Source organism: Lysinibacillus telephonicus, from assembly GCF_039654155.1.
Taxonomy (GTDB): domain Bacteria; phylum Bacillota; class Bacilli; order Bacillales_A; family Planococcaceae; genus Ureibacillus; species Ureibacillus telephonicus.
Genome location: NZ_CP155468.1, coordinates 3,696,973 through 3,721,114, shown reverse-complemented (window position 1 = coordinate 3,721,114; position 24,142 = coordinate 3,696,973). Strand labels below are relative to the sequence as shown.

The window sequence follows — 24,142 nt, the reverse complement described above, 5'->3', positions numbered from 1 at the left end:
TTACGCTCTATTTGGAATTTATTTAGAAATTTAATTAATTCTCATTGATAAAAGCTTTAAAATTCTGGACAATTTTCGATTTTAAGAAAATTTTCAAGAGCCTTTTTATAAATCTGAGAGCTTATTATTGCTCTCTGCAATATGAAATTTATAAAAGGAGAGTACCACTATGGACAAAAATCAGACAAAGAAAGTAATCAAATTTCCAACAAGAAGCCACATACTTGCTAAGCAAATTATGCAAACATTAGGCATGAGAAAGGATATTATTGAACAATTTGTAACTGGTTCAGTCTTAAAGACGAATTATTTTAACCTTTATCAAATCTTTCAAGCAGAGTTAACGGAAAAGGATAATAAAGTGATTGAGAAATTAAAGAAAGACGGAAAGTTAGTTTACCACATACTCGTGGCACAAGGCATGGATGAAACATCTTTAGAAATAGAAGGTGATTATCCAATTAGTACATTTGAACGGATAGTAGTAAAAACAAGTTATTTGTATGTTCCGTTAGACCTTTACAAAGAAGCGATATTGGATTCTGACCTAGATGAAGAAGTAGACATTGGAGAATTATATAGTTCTAGAAGTTTTATTGAAGAAGTTATTGATCATACAATGCTTTCGGTTCAAGAAGGTATTGTTTGTGCATATACAGTAGATGAATTTAAGCAATCAGGTAAGTTTAATAACATCGAAGTATACAAAGTAGAAGACAACATCGTTTGGGTTTTTTAAAAATAAGGGGTAATAGGAACTCTTAAAGATTATAACACTTAATATAAATTATTTTGACCTTTCCTGCACTAACAACAATTTAGAAGTGAAAAAATTAAAAAGAAACCTTTGATTTTCAGATAAAATTTATGAAATAAAAACAGATATAAATTATTAATAGTACAGCAGATAGAAAAAAGTAAAAGTCCATTCATATTGGAGAGGATGAAAATAAATGACACAGGCAACATATACAATTCAAAATTTCATATCCCAACTAAGATATCGACAAATTCACCCAAATTTATCAATTGCAACCATAAAAGGTATGCAATACAAGAATTACACACATAGGCCTATTAAACCAAAAAAAAATAATTCCTGCCAAAAAAAAACTCTAACAACGGTCAAAATTAATGAAAGGAAGTGAACTGTATGTTAATAAAAACAATTTCGACGGACTTCTTAACTTATATTGCACAGCAACAGCGAACAAAAAAACTTTTTTTAGATACGAAAAGTGAGCTTTATCAGTATATACAGTGGTTAAGGCTTCGAGAGTCATCATTCCTATTCAGCGAGGATGAATCACGAATTTATATCTTAGTTTATACAGGATCGGAAACTATTTCAAAATTAAGAGACAGTCGTAAAATTAAAGTTAAGCATAAGAGACTTCTAATCTACTTTGAAAAGTCAATAACAGAAGGGGTTCATATCTTATTAGAACTTGATAATACCTTTGCTCATATTCCTTTATTTTTAAAAGATTGGGAAATAGAGACTGGTGAAAAGAGGTTAATAAACGAAGTCAATCAATCTTACTACGACCAGCTAACACAAGAGAAACCAGTAACTTTGATATGTTTTAACGAATTATACAGCATAGCATTTGATATTGATGATGGCTTTCTTGAACCAATAGAACCAAAAGAAATAGATTTGTGTTTAGATGAACAGTATGGCCTTGATAATAGTAACCTATGTTTTACATTCTCACAGCCATTAAAAATATCGCAACAATGGGGAACTACAGGTGTATCTAAAACACTGGTAAATTTAAACCCATCTACAATTCTTGAAAAATATTATCCAAATGAAGGAAAGAAAGTATAGTAAGTCTTAGGGGGTAAAGAACAGGCGGTTATTTTATCGCCTGTATTTTTTATGGAGTTAAAGAAAGTTAATTGATTTGTAATTTTTTCCATATTATAATTATATTAAAGAAAATTATAGGGAAGTATTTCAGTATGGATATGAGAACTTTTCGTACTTTGAATCAACCAAAGAAAGATTTAAAAGAGATTCAGGATTATGTAGTACTCATCGAAAATTACCAACCTCAAGATTTTCAACAACAAGTAATTATTACATATTGCTTATACGGTAATGTTAATAAGACTGCAGAAACTATAACAAATAAGGGCTATTTGATTGATGCTCGAATAATAGAACCTGCTGATATTTCAAATATTATTAAGGGGAAATCACATAATGATGATTTGCTACATAAAAAAGTTAAAAGCTTATATTTGAAGAAAAAAAGACCAAATAGAGTAACATACTCAAGATAATGGAATAAGAAACTGAAGAGCAGTTCAATATATAATTTACTGAGAAAATAATGAATTAATTGAAACTTTTAACAGTGATTTTTCGTATTGAATAAAAACATATATGAAAGGAGGATATTGAATGTTTGATACAATAAACTTTCCTGAAGTATTCTTTGGTACAATGTTTGATATTTGGAGAGCTATTTTTAAATCAATCATTTCGCAACCAGAGATACTTCTTTTACTTATATTTTTAGTTATATGTGGAGTTATAAAGGGTGAATTAAGTAAATAAACCAGCTAGCATTAACTAGCTGGTTTTAATTATCTTAAAAATAACTAACAAAACTTATTCTGGCTTTATTTTATGGAATAGTTTAGTAGCTAGAGATAAATACCTTTAAATATTATTTTTATAAAAAAGGAGGAATTATTTTGGAAGCAGATGTTAATAATATCATCTTTGGTATTGATGATGATTATTTGGTTGAATTTCAAAAATCATCTACAGACGGCTATATTACTTCTTATTTATTGGGGGTTAGTTTTTTTGATGAACTAGAATCGATTGGTGAACTTCATATTACCTTTGATGTAATTGGATATGGATTAAAGGGTTTTGAAGGTGGAATTGATGTCTCATATCAAATTATGTATTTTTTAGATCCAACAGATAAAAAAGAATACTTAGATGATGATGAAGCCTTAATTTTTATATTTACAAATTTCGGAAAAGACATTATGAGTATAATTGATTTAGCTTATAATGCATTAGATGACTTTTATGAAAAGGGTATTCCTCTTGAAGAATTAAAAAAAACACTTCTAAGATAATAATCAGTAAAAGAAAATAACAGTTTTAAACTTGAGGCTCGTTCTTCAAAAAGTCAAATTTATAAGGCTTGGTTCTAATATTTTAGAGCCAAGCTTATTTTTTTAAACTTTCAAAAGTTACATCAATTTAACACAATCTATCACCAGCTAATACATTTATTCAACATGAAATTTTTTACCGAATGTTCTAAAAGGGAAACGAAATAAAAATACGATGGTATACTTAAAATTAGGTCAATAATAAAGATAATAAACTTAGTAAGTTTTTAAATAGAAGGGGTAAGCATGAATAAGACAATCGAAATATTAGATAAAGAACGTGTAGATTTAAATAACATTCTGAAGAATAAAGCAGAGTATAGTCAGTATCTAACTCCTATTTCAATAGCTCGATTTATGGCTTCTCTTTTTGAAAGGGATAAACTTGAAAATCCGAAAATCTTAGATGCAGGTGCAGGAATTGGAACCCTGACCGCAGCTTTGTTAGAAAGGTTTTCAACTGAAAACAATCAATCGCTTATAGATTGTACCTTTGTAGAAATTGATGACATCCTTGGAAGTCGGATTGAGAATACCTTAAAGCCATTTAAAGATGAGTTAAGTCTTAAAGTACAAGTAGTAGCAGAAGATTTTATTAAGTGGGGGGTAAACCGAGTTAACGACCAGTTAAATCTATTCAATGATAATAACTTAGAGGGGTATTCTCACGCAATTTTAAATCCACCATATAAAAAAATGAGAAGTAATTCAATACACAGAAAATTATTGAGTAGCATAGGTATAGAAACAGTAAATTTATATTCAGCATTTGTTGCACTTACAATCAAGACATTATCACGAGAGGGACAGCTGGTAGCCATCATTCCACGCAGTTTCTGTAATGGACCTTACTACAAGTCTTTCAGAAAACTTATTTTAGAAGAGACAGCAATAAAACAACTTCATCTTTTTAAATCTCGTGATAAAGCTTTTAAGGATGATGAAGTACTTCAAGAAATGGTAATTATGATGCTTGAGCGTGGTGGAATACAGGGTGAAGTGAAAATATCGACTGCAACTGATGATAGTTTTTCGGACTATAATGAAGAAATGATACCTTTTGATAAAGTTGTTTTAGAAGGAGATGATGAAAAGTTCTTCCACATTCCTACAACTGATGAAGAAAATATTCTACCTTCATCAATTCAATTCACTTTAGCTAATTTAGGTATCAATGTATCAACTGGACCGGTTGTAGGTTTTCGAAAAAAGGAACACCTTCGTATGATGCCTGAGGAAGGAACAGTACCATTACTTTATCCTACACATATAGAATCACAAGGGATTCACTGGGTTAAACCAGACCCTAAGAAAGCTAATGCAATATTATTAAACGAGGAAACAAAGAAACTTTTATATCCAAATGGATATTACACCATCATTCGTAGATTTTCTGCTAAAGAAGAGAAAAAACGTATAATCTCTGGTGTAACTATTCCAGAAGCATTAGATAATGCTCCATCTCTTGGTTTTGATAATGGGTTAAATATTCTTCATCAAAACAAGCAAGGGTTACCGAAAGAATTAGCTTTTGGTTTACACATATATTTGAGCTCGACCTTAGTTGATAAGTATTTCAGAACTTTTAATGGACATACACAAGTGAATGCAACTGACTTAAGAGTCATGTTATTCCCATCTACTGACATTTTAATTCTCCTTGGAGAGTGGTATTTAAAATCCAAAAATGTTATAACCTTAGTAGATATTGACAGTAAGTTGGAGGCGGTCTTGTAGTGGAAGAAACTCATTCAAATATTACTCAAGCTATTGAAATTATAGAAGCACTTGGTCTACCTAAAGCGCAACAAAATGAAAGGTCAGCATTATGCTTGTTAGCCCTATTAAACATTGGACCAGAAGATACTTGGCAACAGGCTCAACAAAGATTAATTGGCATTACACCAATGATGGAATTCAGTAAAGAGAAATATGGGAAAGAGTACGCTCCAAATACCCGAGAAATATTTAGAAGACAAACAATGCATCAATTCGTTGATGCGGGGATTGCATTATATAACCCAGATAATCCAAACAGACCTGTAAACAGTCCTAAGGCTGTATACCAAATTGAATCAGAAACTTTAAATCAAATTAAAAAATATGGAACACAGGTATGGGAAGATTCACTCGAATATTATCTAAATGAAAGACAAACTCTTGTTGAGAGGTATGCTAAGGAACGAGACCAAAATAAAATCCCTGTAAAACTTTCAAATGGCAAGCATTTACATCTAACTCAAGGTGAACATAGTCAATTAATAAAGGATATTATTGAAGAATTTGGAGCTCGATTTGTTCCAGGGGGTATCTTATTATACGCAGGAGATACTGGTGAAAAATTAGGTTATTTCGATGAAGAGTTTTTAAAAGAACTTGGTATTGAAGTGGATTCGCATGGGAAAATGCCAGATGTTGTATTATATTATCCTGAAAAGAAATGGCTTATATTAATTGAAGCAGTAACAAGTCATGGACCAGTTGACGGAAAAAGACATGCGGAATTGGAGAAACTTTTCAAAGGTTCAAAAGTAGGTATTGTGTATGTAACAGCATTTCCGAGTCGTTCATTAATGGCTAGATATTTAAGTGATATAGCATGGGAGACTGAAGTATGGGTAGCTGATGCACCATCTCATCTTATCCACTTCAATGGAACACGGTTTTTAGGACCTTATTAATTTAATAAATTAGTTGTACCAAATACAAAAAAAAACACTTAAGGTTTTGAACCTGAATCTTTGTTCGATAAAAATCCCTTAAGTGTAGTTTTTTTTACCTTTAAATGCAAGTTGAGAATCTTAATATGTTGCACATAAGAGTCATGGCTAAGTAGGAAGTTCCGTTCGGCATTAGTTGAACGGTTTTTTTTTGTTTACATCCACAATATCTACTCTCAAATAAAAATCATAACTCTAGAATTACTTACATAGAATTTCCAATTTTAGTATAATAGGTTCAAAAGAAAAAGAAGTAAAAGGAACAAAAGTAGCAATATGTTCGAAAGAGAATCTGAAGTATATTATTACAGCACCTTTTAAATAAGGAGAAATAATATGGAAGATATAAACTTAAAAATGGTTGATAATGGATTAGATTTTATATTAAAATCCCTAGACACAATTGATAAGTCTGATGAAGATCTAAAGTATTCACTTCTAAATTTACATGCAGGAATTCAATTAATGTTAAAAGAGATACTTTATCAGAAGGATTGGTCACTTATTTTTCAAAGGATAGAGGATGCTGACTTTGAAAAGTTAAGAACAGGGGATTTTAGTAGTGTAAATTATAAAACATTAATTAAAAGGTTAAAAGAAGAATATGATTTAGACCTTGATAAGAAATTAAGTGATAAATTAAGGTGGCTTAAAAAAGAAAGAAACAAAGCAGAGCATTATCAATTTGTGGTTTCCTCGGATGTAATCAAATCCAATATTGTACAGTTATTAACATATCTAATACCATTCCTAAAAGAAAATATGATTGAGAAAGGATATTTCACCGCTGACGACGATAGGTTTACCCAAATTAAAGAGTATCTACATACATTTGATGCTTATGTAAATGAACGACTCATATTAGTTGAAGATGTGGTAGATAAGATTGATGTTCCTATGAAATGTCCTGAATGTTTTCAAGAAACAGTAGAATTTACTGATGAGACTGGTGCCTTCTGTTATTTCTGTAATGAATATATCGATAATTTTTCGGATAATTATATTTATCATTTTGTAGATAGATACAGTGCTATAAAAGATGGTGGACATGACCCTTTAATGGAGTGTCCTAGTTGTGATTATGAAACTTTTATATGTATTGATGATTATCAGTATGTATGCCTATCTTGTGGGGTAAAACCGACTCAAGATGAGTTAACAACCTGTCACGGTCCAGTGTGTGCAGAAAAGATTGTATATAGAAGATATACTGACGATGGTGGTTATGAACCTAATTTTTGTAACCTTTGTTTGGATTATTTTAAACATGCTTAGTATTCAAAAAAGTAAATATAAGAAATTCTATGATATTTTTAACTAGGAGTGATATTTTGAAAAAGCAGCTAATATTTGATATGACAACTTGTGGAAGTACTCTTAAATCACTTTCCAAATTATTAAATATAGATGATTCCGAAATAGTGAAGTATATTGTCACTAGAAAAGGTGAATATTCTGTGGAAGAGTTTCTAGAAGTGTTTGATGTCGATGAAAATGTGGTAGCTGATAAGGAATTATTGTTAACATCACTACATGTTACAACCAATAATGATAATTGTGAATCTATAAAAGAGTTAGGGATAACAAACCTACAAAAGGCAGTAACTTTGAATACTCCTTTAAAAAGATATTTAAAGGAACAAGGTGTTGAAATAAATGTAGAAAAGAAGGAAATATTCTATAAGGGTAAAAATTATGATATCAGTAAGGAGTATAATGGAATAAATATTGGTAGCAAAGATGAGCAACTAAACTGGATTATCTACAAATTATATAAGGATTACCAAATAAATGCTTTTTTCTATGATAAGAATGTACTGAATTATGGTGGCGACATAAGGAGAAGACCAGAATTTCTTAAAAACCTCGCAGCCTTTTTAAAGTCCAGTAATATAGAGAATAATTGGAAAATGAGTTCTGAGTATCAATGTCATGTAATTAAATTCTTTGCACCTATTTCCCAATTTACCAATTACACATTCAATGTAGAAGACATGTACTATTTAGAAGAACAGGAATTTTACTTAGAGAAGATTAAATGGGTTATAAAACAATCGCTAAGGCACTTACATGACGATAAATTTAATGACGGTGCTGAAAATTGTTATGCATATTTAAGATTTGATGAGACCATTCCTTATTCAAATATCATTAGTATTTTAACTGATGTAGAGTATCTAAAAAGTATAAACTAAGAGAATACTAAAGGGTTAGATTCAAACAGGGTGAAAAGTTTTATCTAAAATTTACGTTACACATATTTTACACATTACTCCATTAAGCCCTTATTAAATCAATACTTTGACCGTTATTTCGACCCCGACCACCGGTATCTTAAACAACAAGAAACGTTGTCATATTAAACTTCACAGTATATTCTGTGGAGTTTTTTTATTGTATAAATGAAAACCCCCTGCTATGCAGGGGGTTCCGGAAAGCTTATAGCTATGGACATAAAAAAAACTCCAGTCGTACAATAAAGTCAGGTCTGGTCAACCGACTTCGTACGAAAGGAGCTCCAAAATGGATAAGAAAAGTTTAGCACATACAACGTGGAATTGTAAGTATCACATTGTGTTTGCACCGAAATATAGAAGACAAGTGATTTATGGTCAAATAAAGGCAGATATAGGAAGAATCCTGCGACAATTGTGTGAAAGAAAAGGCGTGGAAATCATAGAAGCAAGTGCATGTCCCGATCATATTCATATGTTAGTAAGTATTCCACCAAAGTTAAGTGTTTCAGGATTTGTAGGTTATTTAAAAGGGAAGAGTAGTACCCTTTCACAGGAGAAGAAATCAATCGAAGAAAGAAATAAAAAAGCCGCTTTAGCGGCAAAGTGAGGAAGCGAAGTGCGGTTGGCGGACCTTTCAGAATGTCTTTAGACAGGAGCCAGTAACCCAGCGTTTCACGCGAAGAGCAAACCACCAGTTATACTGGTGGTTTTGACTTGTTAAGAAATTAGATAATTTCTCAATATGGATATCATTTGAAAAAGTATATTCTACCTCTAGATTCAGTGCACAGCCCCTCGTGAAGATCAGCACCTTGAATACTTCTCAGGTCCTGCAAGCAGTTGTCTGAGTTAAGTATGACGCTTTGAGCATTTGTTCTTTTTCTTTCGTACGGCAGAATATTTATAAATAGTGTGCAGGGGCATTGTTCAACGAAAAGAAGAAGAAAATTAATAGGGAGATAAAACAAAAGACTATCCCAACTTCCAGTAAGCAGAAGCTGAAGTAGTCTTGAAAGATTGTTTTCGTGTATTTTTAAAATAATGATGTTTGTCCAAATATCTATATGTTCGTTTTCTTAAGAGTTCTTACGAGGTTTCTGAATTTGATTTGCTTGTTTATAATAAACATAATAATAAAGCAATCCAACAAAAATAGCTCCGCCAACAACATTTCCAAGGAAGGTCGGAATAATATTTCTAATAAAATCAATCCAAGTAAGCTCTCCTGCAAAAATTGCTGCTGGTATTATAAACATATTTGCAACAACGTGTTGGAAGCCAATCGCTACAAACGCCATAATTGGGAACCAAATGCCGGCGATTTTTCCAATAAAGTCATCTGCTCCATAAGCTAACCAAATCGCTAGACATACAAGCCAGTTACAACCAATCGCCGATACGAAGGTTTGTAAGAACGATGAATCTACTTTTGATTGTGCAACCGAAACCGTTTTATCCAGATAATGCCCTGTTTCGGTTAAACCAACTACATGTCCAAAGAAATATGCTACAAAAAGTGCTCCAACTAAATTTGTTAAAGTGATCCAAAACCAATTATGAACTAGATTCCCTAGAGAAACTTTCTTTGCAAAATACGCCATGGATACCGACATTATATTTCCCGTAATTAGTTCTGCCCCGGCAAGGACAATTAAAATAAGGCCAACAGGGAATACGGCACCTCCAAGTAAATTTGCAAGACTTCCCCATTCTGCTGGTAAGTCACCAATGACACGAATATCCAATAAATAGCCCAAAGCTATAAATGCTCCCCCTAAAAACCCAAGCAACAACAGATGTGAAAAAGGAAGCTTTGTCTTCGTCACCCCTGTTTCTATCGTTAATTCTGCAATTTTTTGTGGTTTATGAAATGCCATAACCATTCCTCCTATTTGTCATTAAAAAAAGGTAGCACCTTAAAAACCCTTTTTACCAAAAGGTTTTTGAGATGCTACCTAATAACTTTGCACTCGATACAAAGAAATCAACCATCATAATTTTTATACTAAATAGAAAGCATATAAAAGCAAATAAGCAGGTCTTACCTAATCACCATTTTATGTTTTCACAATGTTTTATATTATAACGTATCACATCAATCACTGCAAGTTTTATTTTAGGGCATCTCTTTTTCAGTAGTATTAAAACCTTTTCAATATATTATTGTTCCTTCTGTAATTCTTCTTTAATTGGTTATTTAATATCCGACCTAAATAGTTATGCCCCGACACCAGTTGCTAATACTCCTTTGGTGATTGAAAATTTCCATAGTTGCTTCAATCATTTTATCCAATATAAGAAACTCGAGATCTTTAGTTAAGGCCAAAAAAAGATGTCCCACGTTCTTTAAGTGATTAGTGTTAATAAAAGAACAAAATAATCTTCACCACCACCAATTAGCAAATCCTTCATTTTAGAAACTGAAATGGAAAAGATATCCAATAAGGCTCCATTCTTTAATTACTATTATCGAAGGAAATGTACAACCTAAATTATATTCCATATTTAATTGTGGAATACTCTTGATACTTAAGATAGCAGTTGTTTAGGAGGAGCTTTATGGATGAACTAAAAAAGGAAAGTCGTCAGTTAGAGAAATTAAGTCCATTTGAAATAAAAGATGAGCTCATCGATCTTGCAAAAGGGAAAATGAGAATTACTAGAACAATGCTGGATGCAGGGCGTGGAAATCCAAATTGGATTGCTGCATCACCTCGAGAAGCGTTTTTTGCACTCGGGCAATTCGCTGTTGCAGAATCCAGGCTCGTATGGGATGAAGGCGATTTAGCTGGCATGCCAAGTCGTATAGGAATTACAGAGCGATTTAATAAGTATGTTAAGGAAAACCAGCATGTTCCAGGAATTCAATTATTGAAAGAAATTATTGATTATGGAATCAAAATTAAACAGTTTGAACCAGACGAATGGGTTTATGAATTAGTAGATGGAATCATTGGGGATAACTATCCTAATCCGGATCGTATGCTTGTTAAAATTGAACAAGTTGTACATGATTTTTTATCTAAAGAGTTGTGTGGTCAGGATACATCATCTGGCACTTTTGATTTATTTGCTGTTGAAGGAGCAACAGCAGCAATGTGCTATATATTTGAAACATTATATAAAAACCATTTACTTCCTAGAGGCTCTAAAATAGCGGTGATGGTGCCGATCTTTCCACCGTACATAGAAATTCCAGAGCTTCCTAACATTACTTATGATATTGTGAAAATTAATGCCACTGAATTAGATGATGAAGGGAACCATACATGGCAATACCCAGATGAGGAATTGGATAAGTTAAGGGATAAGGATATCAAGGCACTGTTTTTAGTTAATCCGAGTAATCCTCCATCTGTTGCAATAAAAAAAGAATCCATAGAATATATCATCCGAATTGTAAAACAAAATAATCCAGATCTTATGATTATTTCCGATGATGTGTATGGCACTTTTGTTGAAGGGTTTCGTTCTATTATGGTGGATTTACCTTTCAATACAATTGGAGTGTATTCATTTTCAAAATATTTTGGTGTGACGGGTTGGCGATTAGGTACAATTGCCATAAACCAAACTAATGTCTTTGATAAATTGATTAAAAAGTTACCAGAAAGCGAGAAAGAAATTCTAAATAGAAGGTATGCTTCTCTTACACAGGATCCTGAAAACCTTAAATTTATAGATCGAATTGTTGCAGATAGTAGGGATGTTGCAATGAGACATACAGCGGGATTATCCACACCGCAGCAAGTACAAATGGCGTTATTTTCGATTTTTGCATTACTCGATAATAAAAATGAGTATAAGAGAAAAACAATGGGAATTTTACATCGAAGAATGAATCTTTTATACGAAGGGTTAGGCTTACCAAAAAAACATTTGCCAAACGACGCAGACTATTATACAGAGATTGACTTGGAAATTTGGTGTAACCATCATTATGAAAAGGGATTCACTGATTACTTAAAAAAGAATTATAAACCTATAGATATTTTATACCGTCTTGCTGAGAAGTCATCGATTGTATTGTTAGGTGGTGAAGGATTTTTAGCACCAGAATGGTCTATTCGCGTATCCCTTGCTAATCTGAATGATGAAGCCTACGCACGTATAGGCAAGGAACTAAAAAGTATATTAGACGATTATTTAGAAGAATGGAAAGAAGTAAAAGGATAAACTAATTATAAAAAAGTATATAATCGCGCTTTTTGTATCCAGAATCATTTTTGATGATTCTGCCAAACATTAATAGGACTATTATAGGGTTGAAATGTCTAAGTAAAAAAGTAGGAAAGTTAGTTTGAAAAAACGCCAAACTTGCTATAAACAAGTTCACAAGGATTAAGTTGCTAATGCGGATAGCTTATATCGGGGAGTGCATAATATAAAAGTAAAAAATATTTAGGAGGCTGTACATCATGGCATTAACACCTTATGATCCATTTAGACAGTTAGCAAATGTCAGAAAGGATTTGGACCGTTTTTTCTCTAATTTCCCTTTTGATTTTAATCATGATAACCATTTCGGACATATTAGGGTTGATGTTCACGAAACAGAAAATGAAGTTGTAGCCACTTGTGATATTCCAGGAATTGAAAAGAAGGAAGACATAAATATTAATGTTGAGAACAATGTGTTAACAATAAGTGGCACTTTAAATAAAACAAGTGAAGTTAAGGGAGAGAATATGTTTAGACAGGAACGCTATACAGGTAGTTTCCATAGATCTATTTCATTACCAAGTGCTGTTTTCAATGAGGGAGTAAAGGCAGCTTATAAGAATGGCGTACTTGAAGTTAGAATGCCTAAAATAACAAATAACGATAAAAAGAAAATTGATATAGACTTTATGTAAAAAGCTTGTTGAAGATTTAACTTAAATATTGTTGTCTTCTCGTATATAACTTGTTTTTATAACGAAACAAAAAAGTGGTCAATCCTGTTACTAGGTTTGACCACTTTTTTCGTCATTATTTACTGTTCTGCACTACCAGAAATTTCACTCGTTTTAACATTAGTACCGACATCAACCTTTTCGCCTTCAACAGTTTCAACAAGGAATTTTTTGCCTTGCAACTGTCCTTTTTCAACAGATGCATATCTTCTTGCCGCTTTTTTATCGGTGCTATATTCATCTGGTTCAGTACTTACAACAATTTTGACAACATTATCATCCAGTATTTGTAATGCCTTGATTTCTAATTCATGATCAATATACTTAGGATCATTTACTTGAACAAGCAATAAATCATTTAATTCCCAATCAATTGTGTCTTCGTATCCAGATGGAATTGTTTCAGATGTATAAACCCAAATACCTCCATTCGGCTGACGGTCAGGGCTGCCGAAGAACCAGTTAATATTTTGGAAGGGAATCTCTGGGTAAACTTGTTCTGTTTCAACTGCTTCGATTAATTCAGATTCATCATAAGATTCATCTTTCGACTCTTCTTGATTTTTTTCGGAACTTATATCAGTCTCTTTCTCTTCTTTTTCAGTTTCAATATCGGTTTGGTCAACGTTTTCACTTTGTTCATCTTTTTCATTAGATGAACATCCCGATAATACGAGAAGCGCTAAAGATACATAAAAAATTGATAATAAATATTTCATTTTAAAACTGTTCCTCCTAATTGCTTTTTATTTCTGTAGAGGTAAAATCCATCACCACAAAAAGTTCTCCCAATTTATATTAACTGCTAAAGCTGTAAAAAAAAAACAGTAAAAAGGCATTGTTTGAACAAAAATTTTATAGTTAAAAATAACTACTATTCCATGCTTATATTTTCGCCCAAAATTTATGCCATGAAATGTAACACTTTTCCATAAAATTCGACTAATACAAGAGAATTAGAGTGGAGGGGTTATGTGAATAGGATAGCTTATTTATTATTATTATTTGCATTATTCATTACAGGCTGTGACTCAAATGAAGTATCAAAAGAATCTAGTAAAGTTGTTATGCCCGCAAAAATGCCAAGTGACTTTGACTTTAAAATTCAGTTTGGGGTTATGAAAAATAATGAAATTAATACTTTTGAAAATACAGTAACTAAGGATTTAATTGCGGATGGAACTGTTAAAGTAAATCTAACATTTACAACGGAAGAAATGACAAAGATTTATGAGAAAATGAAAGAGGTAAATATAACAGAAAAAAAGGATTTAATTCCTAAAACAGATTGTATGCAAGAGCCGTTTAGTGAAGATGAATGGATGATTACCATTAATGGTGAAAGCATCAATCATTATGTTTCTGAGCAATACTGTGATACTACTGACGATGCAAAGCAATTAATTGAGTTGCGAAATTATATATTTACTCTAGTTAAAAGTAAAGAAGAATATAAAAACCTTCCAGAAGCTAATGGTTGGTATGAATAAAATATTTATCAATAGAATGCCCTAGAGAGTGAGGATTTGCGCTTTTAATACTAACTTATTTGAAGACTCCCTTCTTCTTTTCCAACTATTTATAGAAAATCACTAATTAATCATTATACCTTTTATAACTTGAAATTCATTAAAAACATATTAAGTATGGGAGACCTAAATTGAGGTTTCCCATTTTTTTTTACGAGTTTAGACAAATAGCTGAATGATTAAATCAGTTCCTTAATGTCAATAATTAATATAGTTTTAATCTTCGGAAAGTATTGAGGTGTTTTAATTGGAAAAAATATATATTACCAAGATACAAGCCTTAATGCTAGGAATCACCAGTATTACAGTAACAGGGCATCTTTTATATATCTCTGTAATTATAAATCATAGTGGACGAGATAGTTGGATTGCACTGCTATTAGCCATATTTCCAGCTATCCTCATAGGATTTACAGTTGCGTTACTATCACAGCGATACCAAGGCTACTCGTTGGTTGAATATTGTCAATTAATCCTTGGGAAAGCGCTTGGAAAATTCGTTGTGATTTTATTTTTAATTTACTTCTTACATGAAGTAAGCCTATCTATTAGAGGGTTTGGAGAGTTTTATACATCTGCTGTTACGCTTCGAACGCCTATTTCGATCTTTTTAATAGCAATACTTATACTCGCAGGTTACGCGGTACGATGTGGACTTGAAGTAATTGCCAGAACGAATCAAACGATTCTAATAATGCTTATACCAATAGGGATATTGGCATCAATTCTTACACATAAGGATAAGGATTACCGCAACTTTCTCCCAATATTAGACAACTCGATGGGACCTGTATTGGATGGAACTTTGGCAATTACTTCACTATACAGCTCTATATTTGTTTTAAGTATGATATTTCCATTTGTTAATAGCACGAAACAACTAAAAAGGTATTCAATTCTAACAATGATCATACTGATTATTATGTTTATTGGTCCTGTAACTGGAGTTCTTGCAATTTATGGAGAAGAGAGAGCAACGGGCCTTTACTTTCCTACGTTCTTGACTTTAAGGGATATCCAAATAGGTGCATTACAAAGGTTAGATATTTTAGGGATTTTGCTTTGGTCACTAGGCTCCTTCGCTAAAGTTGCTTTATTTCTCTATGCCATTGTTCTAGGAACAGGTCAGTTATTTAAATTAGATGATTACAAAGTTTTGGTAGTACCTATAGCAGCATTAATTTCCATCATTTCCATCATAAACAGTGAGGATTTTATAGGAATTGCTCGCTTTTTAAATAATTACTATCCTTATTATGCTACATTTGTCGGATTAATTTTGCCTCTTGTCTTGCTAATTATTAGTCAATTTAGGAAACCAGGTGGAAAGAGAGAAGGGCGGAAAAAAGATGTCTAAAGAAGAGAAAGAAAAAGAGCAAACATCATCTGAAGGCAAAAATGGCGAGGATCAACAAGTAATACTAAATGAACTTGATGAGAATGTTAAAAGATATGAAGAAATATTCGGCAAGGACTCTGATCTTTCCGTAAGATATTTGCAAAGTGATCATTGTAAAATGGGCATTTTATTTATAGACAGCTTAGTAGAAAAGGAAATTTTAGACCAACATGTTATCCGCGTTTTAAATAATCAATTAGAGAATACAGTTAATTTTGATAAATTTATCTTATCTACCAATAAGATAAAGGAACTTACCAAACATGAAGAAGTATTAGAGCACCTATTGCAAGGTTTTTCAATCATTTTCATGGATGGGCAAACAACAGCTTTTGCTGCAGAAACTTCTGGTGGGGATAGAAGACCGGTTACTGAATCGTCAGTAGAAACGGTCGTTCGCGGACCTCGTGAAGCCTTTAATGAATCCATAATGACAAACATTGGATTAATTCGGAGAAGAGTCCACACACCTAAATTACAAGTTTATAAAAAGTCCATTGGGAAGGAGAGCAAGACTTCAGTAGCAGTCCTGTTTATAGATGGAATAGCTAAAGAGAAAGTTGTCAAAGAAGTTATTTCTCGAATCGATAAGATTAATATCGATGGTATCCTAGATTCCCTTTATATTGAGGAGATAATTGAAGACCCTAAAAGATATTCTCCTTTTCCAACGATTTTTAACTCAGAACGACCAGATAGAATTGCAGCGGGTTTACTAGAAGGAAGAATAGCTATTGTTGTTGACGGTACACCAGTTGCCCTTATGGTGCCAGCAACTATCGGTTTATTTTTAACATCCAATGAAGATTATTATCAACGATACGATATTTCCAGCTTTATGAAAATTTTAAGAGGGTTTACTTTTGTACTTTCTATAATATTGCCAGGTTTGTATGTAGCTTTACTTACCTATCATCAAGAAATGATACCGACTCCATTAATAATTGCGATTACAGGACAACGGGAAGGAGTTCCTTTTGGTACTGCAATTGAAGTTGCACTTATGGAAATTACTTTTGAAATTTTGCGGGAAGCAGGTATTAGATTGCCTAAAACGATTGGTGCCGCAATTTCCATTGTCGGTGGTTTAGTACTGGGACAAGCAGCTGTTGATGCAGGATTGGTTGCACAAGGAACCGTAATCGTAGTAGCGCTGACAGCTATCAGTTCTTTTACCACTCCTTCCTACAATATTGCCATTACTGCAAGACTTTTAAGATTTGTATTATTATTCCTATCTTCGTTTTTAGGGGCATTTGGTCTGATTTTTGGATTACTTCTAATATTAGTTCATTTAAATTCCATACGTTCATTTGGTGTTCCTTATTTAACTCCTATAGTGCCATTTCATAAAGATGATTGGAGAGATTTATTTATTCGAGTGTCTTGGCGGGATATGAAGCAACGACCTGAAGAAATTTCTAACGAAAACCAAAATAGGATGCTTAAGACTAGAAAAAATCGTCCTATTAATAGGAGAAATTAGTAATATGAAATTAAAACGATGCTGTTTAATCATAGTACTTTCCCTTCTTTTAGGAGGATGTTGGGATCAAAAGGAATTAAATGAAATTGCTGTAGTAATGGGGGTAGGTATAGATAAAGTGGAAGAAGGGTATAAAATTACAGCCCAAGTGATTAAACCCCCAACAAAAGAAAATGGCGGCGGCGGAGGCTCTGAGTTGCCAACCTGGAGTGTGACGGCTACAGGAAAAACTATATTAGGAGCAATTCGAAGTCTAAATGAATTATCGCCACGTCGTTTATATTGGGCGCATTTACAAATTATTATTTTTGGTGATGAACTGGCAAGAGATGGAATAACACCGGCTACTACATGGTTTGAAAGAGATAGAGATAGCCGTGCTGGAGCACTTATTGTCGTTACTCCTGGAACTGCGGAAGATTTATTAAACAGTAAAATTGAGCTGGGGGATGTTCCAGCTAAATCAATGGCGGATCTTATTGAAGGTAGGGAAATGAGACAAATTAGTGCACGGAAAGTGAAGTTAAGAGATTTAATGACCATAATTTCTACTCCCGGAATAGAGCTTTCACTCGATGTCATTAGACCAAAGGAAATTAGAGGAAAAGTTGAAACATTTGAAATAAATGGAGTTGCTATATTCAGCAAAGGGAAATTACAAGGTTATATTTATGGACCAGAAACAACAGGAACCCAGATTATGGACAACAAACTAAACTATACTATCATTGAAGGCAGCTGTCCCGAAAATCCAGACGAGTTCTTCGCCTTTCAAATTACCGGTTTTCAAAGTACTGTGAAACCTAAGTTAGTAGGTGAAACAATTAATGTCAAAGTAGATGTCATATTAGAGGGAAATTTACTTGACCAGACTTGTGCATTGGATTTATTGGAGCCTAAACACTTAAAATCCGTAGAAAAGGAAGTTAGCGAGTTTATAAAAAGGAATGTTGTAAACGAGTTTCAAATAGCGAAGGAAATGAACTCAGATATATATGGAATAGGTAGAGAAGTCAGAAGATATTATCCTGAGCATTGGGACAAAATAAGTAATTCATCAGCCTACTTAGACCAAGTTAAATTTGATTTTAAAGTGAAGTCGAATGTAAGAAGATCAGGATTAATTATTGACACAACTCAAGAAAAAAGTAAGGAAGTGAATGATTAATGAACACTTTCTTATTAATTATCTTATTTGTTGCAATTTCCTTTTTTGATTATCGACATATGGTAAAGACGAAAGATAAGAAAGCATTAGCCATCTACACAACAATCTTAGTTTTTGCTTTTGTTATAACACAATTGCACATACTTGGAATTAAGATTATAGGCTTAAACCAAATTGTTTCTTTTATCATTAATTTATTTATATAATCAAATCTTGTTTTATTTAAAAGGAGTATTGTTCAGCTTTAATCGTTTACGTAAAAAGGCTCTAACGTTATGTTGGAGTCTTTTTATTCTTTACAAGTAAAAATCTTTAATATATAGTTAGTTAGGAATACTAACTATTTTGGAGGTTTAAATGAATCTTTTTACGACAATATACCGTTTCAATAAATTGTATGTTTTGAAGCTTCAAGAAATTTGTTCACCTTTTGGCATCACCCCTGTACAGTGGCTAGTTATACATCATATTTACAACAACGAAGGTTGTACAAGTATGGATATTGTTAAAGAATGGTCAGTTGAAAAACCGACAGTATCTTCTTTAGTGAAAAAGTTGCATGAACAAGGTCTAATACAGTTCAAAAGTGGAGCAGATAAGCGACAAAAATATTTATCCTTGTCACAGGAAGGACAAGTTCTTTGCGGTAAGGTAAAAGAAAAAGTGATGAATCTCCAATCATTCGTAACAGAGCCATTCTCCGAAGAAATGGTGAATGAATGGTCACAACAGTTAGCAATTTTGGAGGAGAGAATGTTGAATTATGAAGGATAGAATATGGACAAAAAATTTTATTGTCATTTCATTAATTAATTTTTTATCAATTTTAATGTTTTACTTATTAATTGTCACAATTGCTAGTTATGCAATTGAAACATATCAAGTATCCACAAGTATTGCGGGTCTCGTTTCTAGTATTTATGTAATTGGCGCACTTATAGGGCGGCTGCTTACAGGCCGCATAATAGGGAAGGTTGGACCTTCAAAAATATTAAGATATGGTGTTGTATTATTTTTCGTGAGTGCATGTTTGTATTTTATTGAAATACATATTGCATTTTTATTATTTAACCGGTTTATACAAGGTATTTTCGTTGGAGTTATTGGGACAGCGGCTGGAACGATTATCGCACATATACTTCCTGCATCTCGAAAGGGAGAAGGCATTGGCTACTACAGCTTAAGTGTTATCCTTGCATCGGCTATTGGGCCTTTTATTGGAATATTCTTAATGAAATTTGATAATGGCAACTTCTATATTTTTGGTTTAAATGTACTCTTATCACTCATTATGATTATCGTATTGGCGTTTATTCGTTTGGATAAGCAGATGTTCAGTTCAAGTCATGAGGAAGTTAAGGAAGAGTCCTTTATTTCAAAATTTATGGAGCCAAAATCAATTCCTATTTCATTCGTTGCACTATTAATGGGCTTTGTTTATTCAGGTGTTATGTCCTTTTTATCCTTCTATGCAGAGGAAATCAACTTAGTAGATGCTGCTAGTGTATTCTTTATTGTATATGCTCTTGCTACTATTTTCACGCGTCCTTATTGTGGGAAGCTTATGGATAAAAAAGGGCCAAATTTAATTGTCTACCCTTGTTTAGTTTTGTTTGCATTAGGCATGTTTCTGTTTGGCAATGCAAGCAGTAGTTGGATTTTATTAGTGTCTGCAGCTTTAATTGGACTTGGATTTGGCAACTTTAATTCTATTGCCCAAACAATTGCTGTTAAAGTGACAGAGCCGCATCGATTCGGCTTGGCAACATCAACATATTATATTTTTTATGATATGGGGTTGGGATTCGGTCCTTATTTGTTAGGTTTAATCGTTCCATTGGTAGGATACCGTTCAATTTTTTTATGGATGGTTCCGATCATCATAATTAGTATTCCACTATATTTCGTTTTACATGGCAGAAAAGCAAAATTGTATGTTTAAGGAGGAATAATAATGGATTTTAAAAATATTACAGTAGCAGGCAGCGGTGTATTAGGAAGTCAAATTGCATTTCAAACAGCATTTAAAGGATTTAATGTAACGATTTATGATATTAATGAGGCAGCCATTGAAAAGGCAAAAGAACGCATCGCTAATTTAGAAAACACATATGTAGATTATTTTAAAGAAGAGCAAGAGGCTGCAAGATCAGCTCAATCTCGCATTCAGTATTCTACAAGTTTAAAAGAATCAGCAGTAAATGCAGATCTTGTAATCGAGGCGATCCCTGAGCTAAAAGAGATTAAAGAAAAATTCTATACAGAGCTAGGGAATGTGGCACCTGCACATACAATTTTCGCAACAAACTCTTCTACAATGCTTCCAAGTCAATTTGCTGAATTTACAGGACGCCCTGAGAAATTTTTAGCGTTGCATTTTGCAAATCGTATTTGGATGAACAATACGGGAGAAGTAATGGAACATCCAGGAACAGATAAAGAAGTGGTAGAACAAGTATTACAATTTGCATCTGCGATTGGCATGGTACCATTGCATATTAAAAAAGAACAACCGGGTTATATTTTAAATAGTTTACTAGTTCCACTATTAGATGCGGCACAACATTTATGGGGAACAGGTGTAGCTGATCCATACACAATCGATAAAACATGGATGATTGCAACAGGTGCTCCAATGGGACCATTTGGTATTATTGATGTTGTAGGATTACAAACCGTTTATAACATCGTAAGCACGAAAGCGGATAAACATCCTACTCCAGAACAAAATGAATTTAGAGATATTGCAAACTTAGTTAAAAGTGAATATATAGATAAAGGAAAAATGGGTATGCAATCAGGAGAAGGATTCTATAAATATCCAAATCCAGCTTATAATGAAAAAGAATTTTTACAACCGTAATAGGCAAATCAAAAGATGATATTTAATTAATGATTAATCAGGAACGTAAGGAGCCAACCGATATAACTTTTCGGTTGGCTCCATTTTTACTTTTTGTATAGAAATCGACAGCTTAAATATATTCGTTAATAGGTCTGGTTGCCCAGTATAATATTTTTCGAAACTAGTTAAATAGAATATTAAACAAAATTTCAATTGCTTTCCAATTTACTATCAATTAAAATATTAAATATTCCGAATATTATACCAATAGGAATTTATTTTTCAGAAAAAAGATTCATGTTCATGTATTATTGCTAAAATAATATTTCTGAATCAATTTTTTTATTTAGAAAATTCTATATGAATTTTCTCCTTTTATGTAATTATGCTTTCTATCAATGGGGGGTGTTTGTTTGGATTCCGAATGCCAAAAAGGAAGTGGTGTAATGACGGAAAATGAAGAACCTTTAATTTCTCTTACTACTGTTTCAACTAAAAAAATTAAAGTTTTTCCTTATTATTTTAAACATCAAATTCCAGGATCAATAAATGATTGTTTTTTAAGGGAGGGGGTTGTTTCCAAATTATTGTTGGTTGCTGATAACCTTCCAGAAGACCATTATCTAGTTATTTTAGACGGATGGCGTTCATTTGAAACACAAACTGCTTTGTATGAAATGATTAAAAGACAATTTGAAACACAGTTTGACAATGAGGCAGAAGTCCTGCAGCACTTGTCTCAGTTTGTTGCGACACCTTCTAAAGATCCATTAACACCTCCTCCACACTACACCGGTGGGGCAGTGGATTTAACGATTGGAACTAGCAATGGATGGTTAAATATGGGGACAAGCTTTGATGAATTTACTGAAAAAGCGCACTCATTATACTTTGAAGAAAAAGAACAGTTAACGGAAGAAGAATTACAAATACGTGAAAATCGCCGTTTACTAAGGTCTTTAATGGAAAGTGTAGGGTTTCGTTCGAATCCTGAGGAATGGTGGCATTTTGATTACGGAAATGCTCGCTGGGCTGAAGGGACGAGTAGAACGGTTATCTATTTTGGTATTGAACTTAATTTTAAAGGAGAGAATTAAATGATAAAAAAGTTTAGCTATGTGTTACTGATTATTGTTACTGCAATACTTCTTACAGCATGTAAAGAAAATGCAAACGCTCCTGTCTCCTCAGAATCAACACCAAGTGAATCTACTTCAAACGAAACGGAAACAACTACAGCTTCAAATCCAGATCAATTAGTTATAGCGATTCCGGCTGATGTAACTTCATTAGATCCGGCAATTACAATGGACAATACTACATGGAAAATTATCTACAACGCTTATGAAAGATTAGTAGACTATGATGGTGCTACAACTAATATTAAACCGGGTGTTGCGGAAAGATGGGAAGTTAGCGAAGACGGAAAAACATGGACATTCTTTTTAGAAGAAGGACATGTATTCTCTGATGGTACCCCTGTTGATGCACAAGCAGTAAAAGCAAGTTTCGATAGAACTTTGAAAATTGCTAATGGACCTGCAGGAGTATACAGTATGGTATCGGAAATTCGAGTAGACGATCCAATGACGGTTACATTTGTGCTGTCAGAAAACTTCCCTCCATTCCTATCTACTTTAGCAGCAAACTATGGAAATATTGTAAGTCCAACAGTAATGGAGCACGAAGTAAATGGAGATTTAGGACAAGCTTATTTAGCAGAAAATACATTGGGAAGCGGCCCATATAAGTTAACGGAGTGGAAAAAAGGAGATTCATTAAAACTAGAAGTAAATGAACACGCAAAAGTAAAACCTACTCTACAATCAATATTATTTAGAATCGTAGGAGATCCTTCGGTACAACGCATGCAATTAGAAAAAGGTGAAATCGATATTGCAGAAGGTATTCCTGTCGATCAAATTGATTCAATTAAAGGGCTGGAAAATGTCGAGTTGATTCAAGAACCAAGCTTGTTGGTTGATTACATTTATATTAATACAAGTAAAGGCAATCCAGCATTGCAGGACGAAAGAATTCGCCAAGCATTAAATTATGCGATAGATTATGAGAGTTTAGTAAGTGCAGTTCAACTGGGCTATGCTACGCAAATGCGCGGGCCGATTCCTGATGGGATATGGGGTCATGATGAAACAGTACATCAATATAATTATGATGTAGAAAAAGCAAAAGCATTATTAGCTGAAGCAGGTGCTGAAAATTTAACCCTTGATTTATTATACTCTGATAATAAAACATGGTGGGAAACAGAAGCCTTAGCTATTCAATCAAATTTAGCTGATATCGGTGTAACAGTAAACTTAAATAAAGTCGCATATGCTACTTCCCGTGAAATGATGGATAAGGGCGAATTTGATTTAGCATTAGGGGTATGGAGTCCAGACTTTGGTGATCCTTTCGCCTTCATGAATTACTGGTTCGATTCAGCGAACCATGGATTAGCAGGAAACCGTGCATTTTATACAAATAGCGAAGTTGATCAATTGTTAAAAGAAGCAGCTACGAATAATGATCAAACTGCACGCCAAGAAATTTACAAGCAAATTCAAGATATTGTAATGGAAGAGGCGCCATATATTCTTTTATATCAAAAGGATTATATTTTACCGATGAGCAAGGATGTTAAAGGCTTTATATATAATCCGATGTTGGAAGGCATCTATTTTTTAAATGAAATGTCTAAATAAACAACTGG

The 24,142-nt window shown here is 33.0% G+C and carries 24 protein-coding genes; 22 read left to right on the top strand and 2 right to left on the bottom strand.

The features are described from left to right. Positions 1-169: 169 nt before the first annotated feature. From MKY04_RS18070 to tnpA, 10 genes are all read left to right on the top strand, one after another. Positions 170-739 carry a hypothetical protein gene (locus tag MKY04_RS18070; protein ID WP_346234885.1) on the top strand — a complete coding sequence of 190 codons (570 nt, stop codon included), beginning with the start codon at positions 170-172 and terminating at the stop codon, positions 737-739. A gap of 414 nt (positions 740-1,153) precedes the next feature. After that, positions 1,154-1,834, top strand: a complete 681-nt coding sequence (locus MKY04_RS18065; protein ID WP_346234884.1) for a hypothetical protein — start codon at positions 1,154-1,156, stop codon at positions 1,832-1,834. A 134-nt stretch (positions 1,835-1,968) separates the two neighbouring features. Beyond that, positions 1,969-2,292 (top strand): hypothetical protein, encoded by a 324-nt coding sequence (locus MKY04_RS18060; protein WP_346234883.1) that lies wholly within the window; start codon positions 1,969-1,971, stop codon positions 2,290-2,292. Between the two features lie 121 nt (positions 2,293-2,413). After that, complete coding sequence (locus tag MKY04_RS18055) at positions 2,414-2,569, top strand: hypothetical protein (protein ID WP_346234882.1); 156 nt, start codon at positions 2,414-2,416, stop codon at positions 2,567-2,569. Positions 2,570-2,709: 140 nt separating this feature from the next. After that, positions 2,710-3,108, top strand: coding sequence for a hypothetical protein (locus MKY04_RS18050; protein ID WP_346234881.1), 399 nt, complete (start codon positions 2,710-2,712; stop codon positions 3,106-3,108). A 285-nt stretch (positions 3,109-3,393) separates the two neighbouring features. Further along, a complete protein-coding gene (locus MKY04_RS18045; RefSeq protein WP_346234880.1) occupies positions 3,394-4,884 on the top strand; it encodes an Eco57I restriction-modification methylase domain-containing protein in 1,491 nt (496 codons plus the stop codon). Continuing rightward, positions 4,884-5,828: a BsuBI/PstI family type II restriction endonuclease gene (locus tag MKY04_RS18040; protein ID WP_346234879.1), complete on the top strand. Its 945-nt coding sequence runs from the start codon at positions 4,884-4,886 to the stop codon at positions 5,826-5,828. Before MKY04_RS18045 ends, MKY04_RS18040 begins: the two co-directional genes overlap by 1 nt. 375 nt (positions 5,829-6,203) lie before the next feature. After that, complete coding sequence (locus MKY04_RS18035) at positions 6,204-7,142, top strand: hypothetical protein (protein ID WP_346234878.1); 939 nt, start codon at positions 6,204-6,206, stop codon at positions 7,140-7,142. 56 nt (positions 7,143-7,198) lie between these two features. Then, on the top strand, positions 7,199-8,062 hold the full coding sequence (locus MKY04_RS18030) for a hypothetical protein (protein WP_346234877.1): 864 nt from the start codon (positions 7,199-7,201) through the stop codon (positions 8,060-8,062). 328 nt (positions 8,063-8,390) lie between these two features. Further along, positions 8,391-8,711 carry an IS200/IS605 family transposase gene (gene tnpA, locus MKY04_RS18025; protein WP_428833888.1) on the top strand — a complete coding sequence of 107 codons (321 nt, stop codon included), beginning with the start codon at positions 8,391-8,393 and terminating at the stop codon, positions 8,709-8,711. 469 nt (positions 8,712-9,180) lie between these two features. Here the strand turns inward: tnpA and MKY04_RS18020 are convergent, their stop codons facing one another. Beyond that, positions 9,181-9,981 (bottom strand): formate/nitrite transporter family protein, encoded by an 801-nt coding sequence (locus tag MKY04_RS18020; protein WP_126293497.1) that lies wholly within the window; start codon positions 9,979-9,981, stop codon positions 9,181-9,183. Positions 9,982-10,663: 682 nt separating this feature from the next. Here MKY04_RS18020 and aspD point away from each other — a divergent pair. Both aspD and MKY04_RS18010 read left to right on the top strand, forming a co-directional pair. Further along, positions 10,664-12,280, top strand: a complete 1,617-nt coding sequence (aspD, locus tag MKY04_RS18015; RefSeq protein WP_126293496.1) for an aspartate 4-decarboxylase — start codon at positions 10,664-10,666, stop codon at positions 12,278-12,280. 242 nt (positions 12,281-12,522) lie between these two features. Continuing rightward, a complete protein-coding gene (locus MKY04_RS18010) occupies positions 12,523-12,960 on the top strand; it encodes an Hsp20/alpha crystallin family protein (protein ID WP_126293495.1) in 438 nt (145 codons plus the stop codon). A 119-nt stretch (positions 12,961-13,079) separates the two neighbouring features. On the opposite strand, the gene MKY04_RS18005 is transcribed toward MKY04_RS18010, so the two are convergent. Then, on the bottom strand, positions 13,080-13,718 hold the full coding sequence (locus MKY04_RS18005) for a hypothetical protein (protein WP_126293494.1): 639 nt from the start codon (positions 13,716-13,718) through the stop codon (positions 13,080-13,082). 255 nt (positions 13,719-13,973) lie between these two features. Between MKY04_RS18005 and MKY04_RS18000 the strand changes: the two genes are divergently transcribed. The 10 genes from MKY04_RS18000 (at position 13,974) to MKY04_RS17955 (ending at position 24,134) form a co-directional block, all read left to right on the top strand. Next, the gene (locus MKY04_RS18000) at positions 13,974-14,489 is read left to right on the top strand and encodes a hypothetical protein (RefSeq protein ID WP_126293493.1); all 516 of its coding nucleotides are present in this window, start codon (positions 13,974-13,976) and stop codon (positions 14,487-14,489) included. Positions 14,490-14,775: 286 nt separating this feature from the next. Next, a complete protein-coding gene (locus tag MKY04_RS17995; protein ID WP_126293492.1) occupies positions 14,776-15,885 on the top strand; it encodes a GerAB/ArcD/ProY family transporter in 1,110 nt (369 codons plus the stop codon). After that, the gene (locus MKY04_RS17990; RefSeq protein ID WP_126293491.1) at positions 15,878-17,413 is read left to right on the top strand and encodes a spore germination protein; all 1,536 of its coding nucleotides are present in this window, start codon (positions 15,878-15,880) and stop codon (positions 17,411-17,413) included. Before MKY04_RS17995 ends, MKY04_RS17990 begins: the two co-directional genes overlap by 8 nt. 4 nt (positions 17,414-17,417) lie before the next feature. Beyond that, complete coding sequence (locus MKY04_RS17985; protein ID WP_126293490.1) at positions 17,418-18,581, top strand: Ger(x)C family spore germination protein; 1,164 nt, start codon at positions 17,418-17,420, stop codon at positions 18,579-18,581. Continuing rightward, the gene (locus MKY04_RS17980) at positions 18,581-18,787 is read left to right on the top strand and encodes a hypothetical protein (RefSeq protein WP_126293489.1); all 207 of its coding nucleotides are present in this window, start codon (positions 18,581-18,583) and stop codon (positions 18,785-18,787) included. Before MKY04_RS17985 ends, MKY04_RS17980 begins: the two co-directional genes overlap by 1 nt. Positions 18,788-18,938: 151 nt before the next feature. Continuing rightward, on the top strand, positions 18,939-19,355 hold the full coding sequence (locus tag MKY04_RS17975; RefSeq protein WP_126293488.1) for a MarR family winged helix-turn-helix transcriptional regulator: 417 nt from the start codon (positions 18,939-18,941) through the stop codon (positions 19,353-19,355). Continuing rightward, positions 19,342-20,523: an MFS transporter gene (locus MKY04_RS17970; RefSeq protein WP_346235888.1), complete on the top strand. Its 1,182-nt coding sequence runs from the start codon at positions 19,342-19,344 to the stop codon at positions 20,521-20,523. Before MKY04_RS17975 ends, MKY04_RS17970 begins: the two co-directional genes overlap by 14 nt. A 12-nt stretch (positions 20,524-20,535) precedes the next feature. After that, positions 20,536-21,444: a 3-hydroxyacyl-CoA dehydrogenase gene (locus MKY04_RS17965; protein WP_126293486.1), complete on the top strand. Its 909-nt coding sequence runs from the start codon at positions 20,536-20,538 to the stop codon at positions 21,442-21,444. A gap of 395 nt (positions 21,445-21,839) precedes the next feature. Further along, positions 21,840-22,523: a M15 family metallopeptidase gene (locus MKY04_RS17960; RefSeq protein ID WP_185807653.1), complete on the top strand. Its 684-nt coding sequence runs from the start codon at positions 21,840-21,842 to the stop codon at positions 22,521-22,523. Continuing rightward, the gene (locus MKY04_RS17955; RefSeq protein ID WP_346234876.1) at positions 22,524-24,134 is read left to right on the top strand and encodes an ABC transporter substrate-binding protein; all 1,611 of its coding nucleotides are present in this window, start codon (positions 22,524-22,526) and stop codon (positions 24,132-24,134) included. Positions 24,135-24,142 lie beyond the last annotated feature (8 nt).